This is a genomic window from Rhodococcus sp. WAY2, from assembly GCF_009859915.1.
GTDB classification, from domain to species: domain Bacteria; phylum Actinomycetota; class Actinomycetes; order Mycobacteriales; family Mycobacteriaceae; genus Rhodococcus_F; species Rhodococcus_F oxybenzonivorans.
Map to the genome: position 1 here is coordinate 3,902,826 of NZ_CP046572.1, position 13,652 is coordinate 3,916,477.

The 13,652-nt window shown below is 65.5% G+C and carries 13 protein-coding genes; 3 read left to right on the top strand and 10 right to left on the bottom strand.

The window, feature by feature from the left end; translation table 11 throughout:
• Positions 1-55 precede the first annotated feature (55 nt).
• The 4 genes from GFS60_RS17915 to GFS60_RS17930 all read right to left on the bottom strand — a co-directional run bounded on the left by GFS60_RS17915 (position 56) and on the right by GFS60_RS17930 (position 6,230).
• A complete protein-coding gene (locus tag GFS60_RS17915; protein WP_159923230.1) occupies positions 56-3,274 on the bottom strand; it encodes an acetyl-CoA carboxylase family protein in 3,219 nt (1,072 codons plus the stop codon).
• Positions 3,271-4,983: an AMP-binding protein gene (locus tag GFS60_RS17920; protein WP_159923232.1), complete on the bottom strand. Its 1,713-nt coding sequence runs from the start codon at positions 4,981-4,983 to the stop codon at positions 3,271-3,273. The genes GFS60_RS17915 and GFS60_RS17920 overlap by 4 nt, the downstream gene beginning before the upstream one ends.
• A 35-nt stretch (positions 4,984-5,018) precedes the next feature.
• On the bottom strand, positions 5,019-5,645 hold the full coding sequence (locus tag GFS60_RS17925) for a TetR/AcrR family transcriptional regulator (RefSeq protein ID WP_159923234.1): 627 nt from the start codon (positions 5,643-5,645) through the stop codon (positions 5,019-5,021).
• Positions 5,646-5,717: 72 nt separating this feature from the next.
• Complete coding sequence (locus tag GFS60_RS17930; RefSeq protein ID WP_159923236.1) at positions 5,718-6,230, bottom strand: nitroreductase family deazaflavin-dependent oxidoreductase; 513 nt, start codon at positions 6,228-6,230, stop codon at positions 5,718-5,720.
• 184 nt (positions 6,231-6,414) lie between these two features.
• Here GFS60_RS17930 and GFS60_RS17935 point away from each other — a divergent pair, with 184 nt between their 5' ends.
• Positions 6,415-6,885, top strand: coding sequence for a DUF6069 family protein (locus GFS60_RS17935; protein WP_109334055.1), 471 nt, complete (start codon positions 6,415-6,417; stop codon positions 6,883-6,885).
• A gap of 57 nt (positions 6,886-6,942) precedes the next feature.
• Here GFS60_RS17935 and GFS60_RS17940 read toward each other — a convergent pair whose 3' ends face one another.
• Positions 6,943-7,203, bottom strand: a complete 261-nt coding sequence (locus GFS60_RS17940; RefSeq protein ID WP_159923238.1) for a hypothetical protein — start codon at positions 7,201-7,203, stop codon at positions 6,943-6,945.
• 113 nt (positions 7,204-7,316) lie between these two features.
• Between GFS60_RS17940 and GFS60_RS17945 the strand changes: the two genes are divergently transcribed.
• Entirely contained in the window at positions 7,317-8,894 is a 1,578-nt protein-coding gene (locus GFS60_RS17945; protein ID WP_159923240.1) for an alkaline phosphatase D family protein, read from the top strand.
• A 34-nt stretch (positions 8,895-8,928) separates the two neighbouring features.
• On the opposite strand, the gene GFS60_RS17950 is transcribed toward GFS60_RS17945, so the two are convergent.
• The 5 genes from GFS60_RS17950 to GFS60_RS17970 form a co-directional block, all read right to left on the bottom strand.
• Positions 8,929-9,303 carry a hypothetical protein gene (locus tag GFS60_RS17950; RefSeq protein WP_236603189.1) on the bottom strand — a complete coding sequence of 125 codons (375 nt, stop codon included), beginning with the start codon at positions 9,301-9,303 and terminating at the stop codon, positions 8,929-8,931.
• Between the two features lie 282 nt (positions 9,304-9,585).
• Entirely contained in the window at positions 9,586-10,074 is a 489-nt protein-coding gene (locus tag GFS60_RS17955; RefSeq protein ID WP_159923242.1) for a hypothetical protein, read from the bottom strand.
• 297 nt (positions 10,075-10,371) lie between these two features.
• On the bottom strand, positions 10,372-11,058 hold the full coding sequence (locus GFS60_RS17960) for a GAF and ANTAR domain-containing protein (protein WP_159923244.1): 687 nt from the start codon (positions 11,056-11,058) through the stop codon (positions 10,372-10,374).
• 122 nt (positions 11,059-11,180) lie between these two features.
• Positions 11,181-12,506: a lipase family protein gene (locus GFS60_RS17965; protein WP_159923246.1), complete on the bottom strand. Its 1,326-nt coding sequence runs from the start codon at positions 12,504-12,506 to the stop codon at positions 11,181-11,183.
• A 211-nt stretch (positions 12,507-12,717) separates the two neighbouring features.
• Positions 12,718-12,957, bottom strand: a complete 240-nt coding sequence (locus GFS60_RS17970; protein ID WP_109335416.1) for a hypothetical protein — start codon at positions 12,955-12,957, stop codon at positions 12,718-12,720.
• A 146-nt stretch (positions 12,958-13,103) separates the two neighbouring features.
• Between GFS60_RS17970 and GFS60_RS17975 the strand changes: the two genes are divergently transcribed.
• On the top strand, positions 13,104-13,577 hold the full coding sequence (locus GFS60_RS17975) for an NUDIX domain-containing protein (RefSeq protein WP_159923248.1): 474 nt from the start codon (positions 13,104-13,106) through the stop codon (positions 13,575-13,577).
• Positions 13,578-13,652: the final 75 nt, after the last annotated feature.

Here is a 13,652-nt window from a genome sequence, read left to right on the forward strand (position 1 = left end):
CACCCGCCAGCGCGGTCACACATTTCGCAACAGCCCCTGGGCGGTTAACAAGTACTCACGGGCGGCGGAGGCGCACGATCCAGGCACGGGACTGGGCGGGGTCGATCACATCGTCGAGTTCGAAGATCGTGGCCGCGTTCAGTGCCTTGCCCTGCTGGTACGCCGCCTCGACCAGCTGAGCGAACGCCGCGTCGCGCTGGGCCGGATCGTCGATCGCGTCGAGTTCCTTCCGGAATCCGAGTCGGACGGCACCTTCCAATCCCATAGCGCCGATTTCGCCGGTCGGCCAGGCGACCGTGAACTGTGAGGCGTGGAACGATCCGCCCGCCATGGCCATCGCTCCGAGGCCGTAGCCCTTGCGCAGGATGATCGTGCCGTAAGGCACGGTCATCCGCGCGCCCGCGATGAACAGTGCGCCGAACCGGCGTACGGTTGCCTCCTTCTCCGAATCCGGTCCCACCATGAATCCCGGTGTGTCGCAGAGAGAAACCACCGGAAGACCGAACGACTCGCACAGTCGCAGGAAGTCGGCCATCTTGTCGGCCGCGACGGCGTCGATGGCGCCGCCCAGGTGATGACTACTGTTGGCGACCACTCCGTAGGGGTGTCCTTCGACCCGCATCAGTGCCGTCACGATGCCGACCCCGTAGTCGGGTCGCAGTTCGAGTACCGAGTCGACGTCCGCGATCGCGTCGACGGCAGTGCGAACGTCATAGGCGCGCAACCGGTTCTCGGGAACGACGTGCCGGGCAATCCGTTCGTCCGGGGCGGACCACTGTGCAAGGGGGCCCTGGAAATACGACAGATACCGTTTGGCCAGCTCCACCGCGTGAGCCTCGTCCCGGGCAAGGAGGTCGATCACCCCGTTGCGTCGTTGCACCTCGACGGGTCCGATGTCCTCCGGCCGGTACACACCCAGCCCGCCGCCCTCCACCATGGCGGGTCCACCCATGCCGATATTTGCGTCGGGGGTGGCGATGAGGACGTCGCAGACCCCGGCCAGCGCGGCATTGCCCGCGAAGCACCGGCCCGACACTATCGAGATCAGCGGCACCTTCCCGTTCAGGGCCGCGAGCGACCGGAACGTGTCGAGGTCGAGCCCGGCCGCGGTACCGGCGTCGGTATCGCCTGGCCGGCCACCGCCGCCCTCGGCGAACAGAACCAACGGAATCTGTTTGCGGGCAGCTAATCCGATCACCCGGTCGGTCTTCGCATGGTTGCGCATCCCCTGCGTTCCGGCGAGGACGGTGTAGTCGTACGACAGCACCACCGCCTCCGACGCTGCCGCGCTGAACACGTCACCGTTGATGGTCGCGAGTCCCGCGACCAGGCCGTCTGCCGGAGTGTTGTCGATCAGGTCCTGTTCGGAGCGACGGCTGCGCTGCGCCGCGAGGACGAGGGGACCGTATTCGACGAAACTGCCGGGGTCGACGAGGTCCTCGATGTTCGCCCGGGCGCTGCGGCGACCGAGCTTCGCCCGCTTGGCCATGGCGGCGGGACGGGCGGCGTCGAGGGTTACCTCGTGCCGGTGCCGGATCTCGGCCAGATCCTCACGTGCAGGGTCCAGGTCGACGGCAATGTCTGCCATCTCGGCTGAATCGGCACCGGTGCGGCGGATGACGACGAGTGGATCCCCGGTAGCCACCGTTTGTCCCGAACAGACCAGCAGTCGTTCCACCACCGCGGCCGCGGGACTGGCGATCGCGTGTTGCATCTTCATCGCCTCGAGCACCACCAACGCGGCCCCCGAGTCGACGTTGCGGTCTTCGTCGACCACTTCGACGATGGTTCCGGCCATCTCCGCCCGCAACACTTCTTCGCCGGCCCGCAATTCGACGGCGGCGGACGGAAGGTGCGGCTGCTGGGCCTGCGCGTCCTCGACCAGTCTGCTCATTCGCTCGCCGAGATAATCGGTGCCTACGACCCCGCTGCCGAAATCCGGATCGGTGAGGACGGCACGCAGGAACGCGATGTTGGTGGGGACGCCTTCGATCTCGAACTCGGCGAGCGCCGCCTCCGCTTTCCGAACGGCAGCAGAGAACGCGGGTCCGCGGGAGAGGACGATCACCTTGGCGAGGAGGGAGTCGTAACGCGGACTCGGGGAGAGTCCCGGCCGCCCATAGGTGTCGACCCGAACACCGGGTCCAGTCGGCGGGGAGAACACAGTGAGGGTGCCGGCGGCGGGAACGGCCTGCCCGTCGGAACGCATCGTCTCCATGTTGACCCTCGCCTGCACGGCGATACCCCGGGATACGGCAGGCTCACCGGAAGTGTCGAGCCCGGTGGCGGTAATTCCGTGGGGGAGGAGCAACGACTCGAAGTCGGTGCCGGCGCCGATCGCGAGTTGTGTCGCCACCAGGTCGACACCGGTCACTTCTTCGGTCACGGTGTGTTCCACCTGGATTCGCGGGTTCACTTCCAGGAAGTAGAACCCGTCGGCAGAGACGAGGAACTCGACGGTGGCAAGTCCGCGGTACCCCACACTGGCGCACAAGCGGGCGGCCGCCTCGTGTAGCTCGGTGCGCAACGTCGGGTCGAGGCCCTGTGCCGGCGCGATCTCTATCAACTTCTGATGTCGACGCTGGACGCTGCAGTCACGATCGCCGAGTGCCAGCGCGCGCACGCCCTCGGACGACGGCGCCGCCACCACCTGAACCTCGATGTGCCGCGCGCCCGTCAGCAGTGCTTCCGCGAATACGGCGGGATTGCCGAAGCCGAGCTGGGCTTCGGACGCACAGAGCCGGTAGGCGTCGTCGACGTGGTCGGCGCTGTGCACAGCGCGTATTCCGCGGCCACCGCCACCGGCAAGTGCCTTGATCATGATGCCCTGTGGCCGGCTCGCGAAGAAGGCGCGGACGCCGTCGAGATCGGTGGCGCCGTTGGTTGCCGGCAACACCGGCACCTTCGCTGCGACGGCTGCATCCCGGGCCGCCGACTTGTTCCCGAAGACGTCGAGCAGGTCTGGGCTCGGGCCCACGAAGTTCACGCCGACCTGTGCGCACTTGCGGGCGAATTCTGCGTTCTCGCTCAGAAACCCGTACCCCGGATGAATCACGGTGGCACCGAATTTCTCCGCAACTGCGAGAAGTGCCGCGTGGTCGAGGTAGGCGGCCGGGCCCGAACCGCTCAGCGCCGCCGCCTCGGTCGCGGCCCGCACGTGAGGACAGTCCGCATCGTCCTCTGCGTAGACGGCCACCGTCTCGACCGACATCTCGGCGGCGGAGCGGATGATGCGCAGCGCGATCTCGCCACGGTTGGCGACCAGCAGTGTCACTTGTACTCCTCGGCAAGGGTGAACAGGTCGGCCTTACGGACCTTTCCTGTCGCCGTCATGGGCAGAGTGTCGAGGACTTCGACGGTGGGCACCTTGTAGCCGGCCATGTTCTGGGCTGCCCACTCTCGCAGTTCGTCACTCGACACGTTGTGATCAGGCAGTAGTTGGACGAAAGCGAAAGGAACCTGACCTCTCGCCGAGTCGGGTTTGGGCACCACGGCAGCGCACTGAATGGCGGGGTGCAGCAGGAGAAGTGCCTCTACCTCCGAGGGAAACACGCTCATACCGTTGGTCTTGATCATTTCCTTGTTGCGGGCCAGATAGTGCAGAGCACCCCTGTCGTCGAGTTTGCCGATGTCACCGGTCCACAACCATCCGCCGCGCAGTGCCTCAGCCGTGGCCTCGGGCTTCCCGTAGTAACCGGTCAGCAGCGATGGGCTGCGCACGATGATCTCACCAGATTCGCCCATCGGAACCGGTACGCCTGCCTCATCGACGACGAGTATGTCCGTGCCGGGTACGGGGAGCCCGCAGAACACCGGTTCACTGAGAAGGTCGAAGTCGCCGGTGTGGAAGCCGAGAGTGATGGTGTCGGCGGTGTGGGTTTCGGTCATCCCGTAACTGGCTTCTCGCAACACCTGTCCGGTGGCGTCGCGCCACCGGGCACGAATCGCCGGATCGAGTTTCAACACGAACGACACCGCCATGGCGTTGTCGAGTGTCGATAGATCGCGGTCGGCGAATCCGGAAAGATCCATCAATTCCACATAATTGTCGACCGTCCCGACCATCGAGGTCACTCGGCATCGTTCGATCAGCGTCACCGCGGCCTCGGGATCCCAACGGGTGAGGAGGACGACAGTGCCGCCGTTGAGCAGCGGGTACAGAATTCCGAAATCTTCTCCCGCAATCCAGAAGATGGGAAGGAAACCTAGAACGACCGGTGGTGTCTCACCGACTCGTCGTCCGCCTGCCACGGTCGCGGTAGCCGCGGTGTAGACCATGTGCCACTGAGTGTGCTCACAGCCCTTGGGCATTCCGGTGGTGCCCCCGGTGTAGTTCAACACCGCGAGGGCGTCGGGGTCGGTCGCAACCGGTTCCGCGCGGGGCGAGTCCATAATCTCGGCCCAATCGGTGGTCGCGGGGTCGGCGACAGGAAATGGGGGAGCAACGCTCGGGCCGGGCGGCAGCAGGTCGGACAGCGATGTTACCGCAACGTGGCGCAAGGGAGTGTCGCGCCGGACCGACTCGACCATGGGCGCGAAAGTGTCTTGGGTCAGCAGAATCTCGACCCCGGCGTCGTTGAGTTCGTAGATCAGTTCGTGTTCGCGGAAGAGTGGGTTGATCGGCACATGAACTCCACCGATTTTGAGTATGCCGAGCATTGCGATGTGAAACTGCGGGCAGTTCGCGAGGTGCACGCCGACGCGGTCACCGGCCGTGGCCCCTTGTTCGAGCAGCCATCCAGCGAATCGATCGGACAGGTCGTCGAACTCCGCATACGTGATTCGGCGTCCGTAGAAATCGATTGCGACGGTGTCCGGACGCCGTGTCGCCCAATGGCGTAGGTAGCCGACGACCGTTCGATCCTCGATCGGATAATCGACGGTTTTCGGTACCTGCGGTGGCCAGGCGGCATCCTGGATTGCGCGAAGGTCGGCGAGGGCGGCTTCCAGCACCGGATGGGCACTCGAAGGTGGAGGTGGCATACCGAACTCCCGATTCTGTGCGGATGTTTCCCGGCTCAGATGAAGCCGATGAGTCTTTCGGAGATGGCGGTCACGTCGGAGGTGTAGCGACGCCGCTCCCGGGGCGTGGCGTCGACGAGCCGGGCGGCACCGGCAAGTTGGGCGTCGGCCAGTGTCTGCGCGATCCGGGCCGGTGACGCGCACGGGACTACGTCGCAGCTCTCGTTGATCCGCTCGATGAAGCGGGTGTACCGACGAATCAGCCGCGTCTGGACGGCAGACCATGTTCGGCCGACCTCCGGATCGAGACGCGCGCGGTGCTCGATCAGCTCGAGGACACGCCCGTTGGCGTACACCGCCTCGACGAAGGCCTTGGTTGTGGTGCGCAGGACTTCACGCAGATCCTCGCTGGCGGGGCCTTCCACGTGCTGAGACTCGAGGAACTCCTCACACACCTCGTCGGCCACCGCATGGAACATTTCGTCCCTCGACGAGAAGTACGCGTAGAACGTCGCCCGGGAGACATCGGCGCGACTGGTAATCACCTCGACGGTGGTGCGGTCGTAGCCGAGTTCAGCGAAGCACGCGCCCGCCGCGCGGATGAGCTCCCGCCGCCGCGGTCCGTCGTTGTTCTTCCGCGCAGTGCGAGCCCGCTCCTGCGCCTGGCTTGTGGTCACGATCACAGTATCGATTGATGTTGACGTCAATGTCAATATCGCGCGCCGTAGTCAGCGAAACTACCGGGAGGGTTGGGGTCAGAGTGGTTGGAGGAGGAAAATCCGGAACTCGCGTCCGCCCGACCGCGCGTGTTCCATGAGGTAACCCGGCCAGTACTCGGTGACGAACGTCCACAGCTGCTCGCGTTCCTCGCCCGTCACCATCCGGACGCTCATCCGGCGCTCGTGCGACCCCGCCCTTACGCGGGCTTCCTGGGCGTCCCGCAGATTCGCCGACCACATCGGATGCTCGGGCCGTCCCCAGTTCGAACCGGTGACGATGTACCCGTCGCCGTTCGGGATGCACAGAAGCGCGGTGGTCCGAGGGGTGCCGCTCTTGCGTCCCGGAACCGTGACCTGCACCGACTCCAATCCGGCGATGCCCATGAGGCTCACCCGGTTACCCGTCCACGAGCGCAGATGCGATTCGAGCCAGATGATGACCGGCGCCAGCCGCATGACCCACTCCTGTGTCCCGAGCCAACGGGCGAGCGCTACCAGAGGGTTGCGGCGCCGAGGGGGCTGCGCGGAGGACGAGGAACCGGCATTCATGTCCGCCATCATCCCCCAGCGGCAGGGTGCGCGCGCCGCCGCCGATGAGTTTTCTGCTGCGCTCGGGTCTACCTTTCAGATTCGACGGAAGAACCATGGCGCCCACGCCTTGACCTCGACAAAGGTTGAGGTTGCAAGATCATGTCAGCAAGGTCAGTCAGCATCTCACCGAAGGAGAACGAACATGTCGAGCACTGAAACCACGGCCACCGCAACGAGCGCCGCCACGAAGTTCAATCCGCTCACCCTCGAACTGAGCCGTCCCGCCGCCGTGCTCTGGACCGCCGTGATCGCACTCGTCCCCAACCTGGTGCTGTGGTTGCTCGCACTTCCCGCAGGTGCGTCGTTCGAGATGACGGATGCGGGGAAGACCACCAGTGCAGCACCCGGCGGCGTCGTCGTCATGACGGTCGTTCCCCTTCTCATCGGAATGACACTCGCCGCGCTCATCTCCGTGAAATTGCCGGCTATCATCCGTCCCGCAGAGGTGATCGGGGTCGTTCTCGCGCTCGCGACGATCATCCTGACCATCCAGGCCGATTTCGACGCCGCCAGCACCATCTCACTCTCACTGATGCACGTCGTGGTCGCGGCCGCGATCGTCGTGGGGTTGGAAGCGATGCGTCGGCGGATCGTGCGCACCGCCAACGTCTAGTCCGGTGATACGTGGCCCGACCTCGGTCGATCAGGCGCCGCCGGGTTCCGGCGGCGCCTAGTCGAAGAGTGTGGGTGCGTCTCCCGCCGATTCGCCGTCGGCGGGAGCTGCGGTCCGTTCACCGTCACCGGCCTTCACCTCGCCGGCCGGGCTGGTTGCCTTGTGCACCACCGACAGCGCCGTCGTTCTGACCGACAGGCGGTGGCCGTCGGGATGCTGCAGTGACGCGAGACCCTTACTGATTTCCACCACCAGCCACGGTCCTGCGTGACCGGATGCCTGCACCAGATCACCCACCTGTATCTGTACGGCTACCACCGCTTCCTCCCAAGGTCTACTGCACCGACCGTGTCAGCGTAGCGATATCGGCGGGCGCAGGCCGGGTGACTGATCGGGGCCCGACCGCGCCCCCGCCGGATATACCGTGGTGTATGCGCCTCTCCCGTCGGCAGTTGCTGCGAGTAGGTATGGCCGGATCGGCTGCGGTGCTGGTGGGCACGTCAGCGGTGAGCAGCGAGCGGTTACCTGCGCCGCGGTGGCGAGGCGATGACCCCTTCGGACTCGGCGTGGCATCGGGAGATCCGACAGAGGACGGTGTCGTCCTGTGGACACGCTTGGCACCCGATCCCCTTGCCCCGGGTGGTCGCGGTGGCATGGGTTGGGATCCGGTGACCGTCGAATACGAGGTCGCGCACGACGAGAACTTCCGGCACCCGGTGACGCGCGGGACGGCTGTTGCGACGCGTGAACTCGCCCATAGCGTGCATCCGGAGATCCACGGCTTGGAGCCCTCCCGCTGGTACTTCTACCGATTCCGTGCCGGCTCGGCGATCTCCCCGGTCGGCCGGACCCGCACGGCCCCGGCTTCGGGACAGCCCACCGCGCGGATGCGGTTCGCGTTCGCCTCGTGTCAGTCGTGGAGTTCCGGCTTCTACACCGCATACGAGCACATGAGCGACGAAGACCTCGATGTGGTGGTCCACCTGGGCGACTACATCTACGAACGCGGGTGGAGGCGCGGCCGCGAGGGCATGTCGATGGGAGTCGACCGCGATGAAGCCGTCGATCTGCCCGGCTACCGGCTGCGCTACGCACAGTACAAAGCCGAGCAGCCATTGCGCGACGCACATGCTGCGTTCCCCTGGATCGTGACCATGGACGATCACGAGGTCGACAACAACTGGGCCGCGGAGTCGCCGGGACTGGGTATAGACATCTATCGAATCTCCGCACTGTTCCGTCGGCGTCGGGCCGCCGCCTTCCAGGCGTTCTACGAGCACCAGCCGCTGCGGCTCGCTCAGCGACCCTCCGGGCCGGGGATGCGGCTACACCGCCGCTACCGCTTCGGCGATCTCGCGCAGATCACCATGCTCGATACCCGGCAATACCGGGACCGGCAGGCGTGCGGAGGCAACGTGACCGCGAATTGCACCGACCGGCTCGACACCGACCGCACAATACTGGGTGCGCAGCAACGGGACTGGCTGCTCGACGGATTCACCGGGTCACCGGCGCGTTGGCAGATCATCGGTAACCAGGTGGCGATGGGTGAAACCGACAACGACCCCGGCTCGGACGCGGTGCTCTCCACCGACTCGTGGGACGGCTACGTCGCCGATCGCAACGCCGTTCTCGGCGGCGCAGCGGATCGCGGAGTACGCAATCTCGTAGTGATCACCGGCGATCGTCACCAGAACATCGTGGCCGACCTGCGCCGGGACTATGCCGACCCGGAATCACCTGTCGTCGCGTCGGAATTCTCGGGCACGTCGATCACCTCAGGTGGCGACGGCGCCGACATGAATGACACGGGGCGCCGCCTGCTGGCGGCCAATCTCGACATGAAATTCTTCAACGCTCAGCGGGGATATGTGCGCGTCGAGCTGGACCATCAGTTGTGGCGCAACGACTTCCGCGTCGTGCCCTACATCCGTCGTCCGGGCGCGCCTGTCCATACCCGCGCGAGCTTCGTGGTCCAGGACCAGATACCCAATGTCGCCGAGTTGTGACGCCGTATCTCGGCGCTCGACTGGTGCGCAGGCTTCAGGTCACCGCAGGGTTGAAGGAGCCGAACGCCAGGTCGGCCGATGGCCATTGACCGGTGGCTGTCACCTCGGCGAAGGCCAGGTCGAAGGCGTCCACGAGCCAACTGGACTCGGCGGTGACGATGAGTTGGTCGGGGGCCTCGGCCGAGTCGCTCTCCTTGAAGAGAGCAACCCGCCAGAGGGCGGCCGCATCGGGGTGATCAGCGAGGACGCCCTCGGCGTTGACGGCGAGGAGATAGTGCTGGTATTCGAAATCGATGCGAATGGCGTAGCCGCAACCGATATTGACGATGCTGGCGGGACGATGGGTGGCCGCAGCGAGCATCATGAGCTCATCTGCGTAGCGATTGGTGAAAGCATGGGCGAGGGGCACGGGCGTCTCGTCTCTGTGAAAGATCGTGAAGCGACTGCCTCACGACCGGCCACACAAGTCTGCGCTCTGCTACACAGCTGGTGTCTCGGCTTGAAGTTCCTAACAATACGGTATCGATGCGGCCGGCGTGCACCCGTCGGGCTTGCTTTTACGGTGATATCCACGTTCCCGGAAGCAAGTGTCGCCTCGGTCGAGGCACGTGACCTGCAGTTTGTTCGACCGTGTGCCGTTTCCCGAACTGATCCAGTTTCTTTTGGTTCTCGATGCGTCGAATGACGGCCCTCACTCGGAGCGGCTGGTCGAGGGTAGGTATGGGTTGGGTCCCAGCTCGATGGTCGTGGTGGTGGGCGGAAGGCCGATCTCTTCCCACCCGGCGGTCAGGGTGAGGGCACCCGAAACCTGGCAGGTCCCCACCCAGTAGTGCGGCAGCGTCCGATATTCGGTCGGAGGACGCGCGCGGATCGATCTGGTCACCGGGTGGTACGGATCTGCTTCCCCTTCGATGTCGCCGACAGTGACGAACACGGACAGATAAGACCAGTGTCCGGAGTAGTCCTCGGGGTCGGTCAGCGAGCGCGTCTCGTGATGGGCGAGTTCGGCGCATCTCCCCGTGGCCGTCAGGACGAGGCGCAATTGCATCCCACTCGGATAGGCGGTGATGTCGTTCAATTGCAGCGTCAGGCCTTGATGGGCGGCGAGGACTGTCGGACCATGCACCTGGGTCCCGCCGGTGGCGGGTGGCGGCTGCGCCGGCCACCGGTGTCTGCGCATAGAACCGATAGTGCCATCGCCGCCGCACCCAGGCCACTGTCTCTTTTTCGATCAGAGTGAAGGGCTTCGGAACGTGAGAAGCCGCCGGCACCTGTGGGTGTCAGCGGCTTCGCATTCCCGTCGGGCACGCTACGCACTGTAGGTCTGATCCGGCGGAAGGTGACGGTGCCCGCCAGTGCGCCTCTCGGCAAGTGGTCGCTCGCAGCGACATATTTAATGTGGTACCCGGGGCATTGGGTCGGACACCGTCGACAGTCTCAACGAGGGCGGTAACCCGGATATTCCCGGGGGAGTGCCCTATTTTCCGCGTTCGACGATTTGCTCCGCGACGGCGTGGAGGCGGGTGTTCGTCTCCTGTGAGAGGTGCGTGAGCATCTCGAAGGCGCGGATGGCGTCGACGTCGAACCGTTCCATGATCATGCCCTTGGCCTGGCCGATGACGTCCCGGGAGACCAGCGCGGACTGCAGTTGTTCCTTGGTACGCGCGGCCATCAGGGCCAACGCGGCGTGGGCCGCGAGAACCTCGGCCATCGACTCTTCCTGGAGACCGAAGGCGTGGGGTTCGAAGGCGAACAGGTTGAGCGCACCCATCTTGCCCTCGGAGGTGTAGAGCTGGAAGGAGATGGAACTGTAGATGCCCACGTCGACGGCGGCAGCGGCGAATCTCGGCCACCGATCGTCCGAGCGGAAGTCGTCACAGCGGACCACCAGGTTCGCCACAGCCGCCGCGACGCAGGGGCCCTCACCGAGTTCCTCTTGAACGTGGTCCAGCTTGGGCAGGAGGTCCGAGGTCGGGGCAACCGACTCGAACTTTTTCCCGCCCCCGGAGACCATCAAGATGCCCGCACACGCTTCCGTCGGCATCAAGTCGACAGCAGCGGCAGTCACGGTGGACAGACTGTCTTCGATCGACCGCGGGGTGGAGAAACTGCGTGCGAGGTCAGCCATGGTGCGGACGATGTCACCGCTCCCCGAACCGTTCATCACAGCCTCCTCTGTCCGTCGACGCCGTCACGAGACGGACGTGCAACCGTCTCCCTTCGTCCACCCTAGGCGGCCGTGCGCTCCGACGTCGGGGCACCGGGGATTGCTGCCGGTGTCTGTGGTCAGTTCGGGCCCAGCGGTCGTGCGAACAGCACCCGCAGCGCGGTGCGTCCGACGGTGAGTAACCCCTGGAGTGGGGACAACGCAGAGGACGCGATCGACCACACGGTTGTGGTCCCGGACGGTGGGAGTGGCGTGCCGGCGAATCGGTCCGCCAGCCACTCGAGCATGGCGGGCGCGGAGATCACCATCAGTGACAGGTGCTCACTCAATCGGTCCCGCACGTAGGTGACGTGGGCGCCGCCCTCGACATACCGCTCGACCTGCCCGTCGACGTCCTCGATGTGGATGATTTGGTCGTGGACCGGGTGCACCACCAGTAACGGGCACTCGGGAATGCGTCCGCCGAGCCGGATGTCGTCGAACACCTCCAGCACCTCGGGTGTGGCCAGGATGTCGGCGAGGGGGATGTCGGTGTAGTCGTCGAAGTCGTCACGGGCGAAACGTGCGACAGCTTCCACCGTCGACATCGTCTCGATCTTGTCGAGTCGCCGAATTCCTTCGTCGTCGGCATGGTCGCGGATCACTCGTCCGAGGCCGGGATAGAGGTGGCGCAGTCCGGCGACGACGAGCGCGGGGAGGCCGGCGTGGAGGGTGCCGTTGAGCCGGATGTAGGTTTCGCCCGGGTCACCGACCGGGGCGCCGAGCGCTGCACCGACGATGTCGATTTCGGGTGCGTATTCCGGGGCCATTTCGGCTACCCAGGACGAGGCCATGCCGCCACCGGAATATCCCCACACGCCGACTCTGGTCGCGGCGTCGAGTCCCAGGGGCGGAAAGCTGAGCGCCGCACGGATCCCGTCGAGGACCCGGTAGCCGGGTTCGCGGGGTGCGCCGAAGTAACCGCCCATGCCCTCGTGGTCGGCCAGCGTCACGGCCCAGCCCCGCTCGAGCGCATTGGCGATGATCAGCATCTCGAGGGGCGGGAGGCTGCCGGGCGAGAACGCACCCCGCTGCAGTGCATACGACGGGAAGCACTTGTCGGCGATGGCGTCGATCGCACACTGATACGCCAGTAGCGGCCGCTCCTCGTCCGGGTCGGCGCCGAACGGCAGCAGCACGGTGGTGACCGCCACCTCGGGAGCCTGGTGCAGGTCGCAGCTGCGGTACAGCAGCTGCCAGGCCGACACTTTCTGTGGGATGACGCCGAGGAGGGCCAGTTCGACTTCGCGACTGCGGAGCACGGCACCCGGCGCCGCGGCGGCGAAACCGGCGGGTGGGACGTAGAAGGGGTCGTCACCCGGCAAGATCGGCCGGCTTCGCCCGATCGGTTCCGGAAGAATCGGTCCCGACAGCGGCCCCTCGGTAATTTCGGCGTTCACACTCATTGTGCGACCTTTCCAGGACAGAACCCCGCGGAGACGGAAGCTCGGTCGGTTATCCGGTACGACGAGTGACAGACTCTCACAGCGCCGACGGGCGCTCGCACGCGGTGACCCCGGTCACTGGGTGCGGGAGTCCTGTCCGTCCTGGGTCGCACCTTCCTCGAACCGACTTCTCATCCCGAATCGGCGACGATGTCCGTCTCCGAGGCCGGAGTCAGCTGTCCTTGGGAGCGAGCCGGGCAGCGAGGAGTCCTTTTCCGAGTTCGCCACCTTTGAGGCTCACGGCCTTCGCTCGCTGAAAGAAGTCGATGAGCTCGGTATCTCCGGCGCGTTCGGCGTCCCGGATGTAGCCGTCCAGGCGCAGAGCGTTACTCAGCGACGCTTCGACGAACCAGATCAAGTTGTAGTCCTTGTCTTTCGTTCCCGTCACCGCACCGGTTTCCTGATCGCTCATCTGTAACTCCTCCTCGATCGCCAGGCCCCCTGTTCTCCCAATACGTACCCCACCCCGGCTGCCGGCTACGGCGGAACGGAAGAAGAAGCTCGTGGGTGTGGCCGAACGTTCGCAGCGCCGTCACACGTCCGTGACATGCTGGTGTGGTGGCGAAGCAGAGTGCGGGGTTGCTTCCGTACCGCATCCGGGACGGTGTGCTCGAGGTGTTGATCTGCCATCCGGGTGGTCCGTTGTGGGCGCGTCGGGACGCAGGAGCGTGGTCGATCGTGAAGGGGGAGTATGCCGTCGACGAAGACCCGTGGGCTGCGGCGCAGCGGGAATTTCGGGAGGAGGTCGGTCTCGATCCGCCGCAGGGTGCGGTAGTTCCTCTTGCTCCGGTCCGGCAACGGGCGGGAAAGGTGGTCAGCGCGTTCGCTGTGCGAGGCGACCTCGACGTCACCGACGCCGTGAGCAACGAATTCGAGATGGAGTGGCCTCCGAGGTCGGGCCGGCAGAAATCGTTCCCCGAGATCGACCGGGTCGAGTGGTGTTCCGTCGCAGTGGCGCGGACCAGACTGATCGCCGCGCAGGTGGCTTTCCTGGACGAGCTGGAAAGCGCTGTGGAGGGCGCCGGGCGGTAGCAGGCTGCACCTCGTTGCGGAATAGATGCGGACGGCCGGTGTTGTGGAGGGGGAGAAACGACCCGGGGTGTACTC